The sequence below is a fragment of the Methylobacterium nigriterrae genome (assembly GCF_037106235.1).
GTDB lineage: Bacteria > Pseudomonadota > Alphaproteobacteria > Rhizobiales > Beijerinckiaceae > Methylobacterium > Methylobacterium nigriterrae.
On record NZ_JBAWTG010001051.1, the window covers coordinates 1 to 253 of the forward strand.

1 pseudogene is annotated in these 253 nt (G+C 68.0%); it reads right to left on the reverse strand.

The window, feature by feature from the left end:
• A pseudogene (locus tag WDW90_RS40200) lies at positions 1 to 253 on the reverse strand (ABC transporter permease subunit); the annotation flags it as partial.

Below are 253 nucleotides of genomic sequence, written 5' to 3' on the forward strand. Positions count from 1 at the left end.
TCAGGGCCGCGACGGGAAACCGGTCGAAGCCGAGCCAGTACCCGGGCAGTTCCTTGTAGTTCAGGAACACCATGAAGTCGGGAAGGACCGGGTGCCCGGAGACGCCGCGCGGCCCGATCTGGCGCATCAGGTACATGCCCATCGCGTAGCCGCCGAGCCCGAAGAAGGCGCCGTGGCCGAGGGACAGGATGCCGCACTAGCCCCAGACGAGGTCGAGCGAGAGGGCGAGCAGCGCGAAGGCGAGGTACTTGCC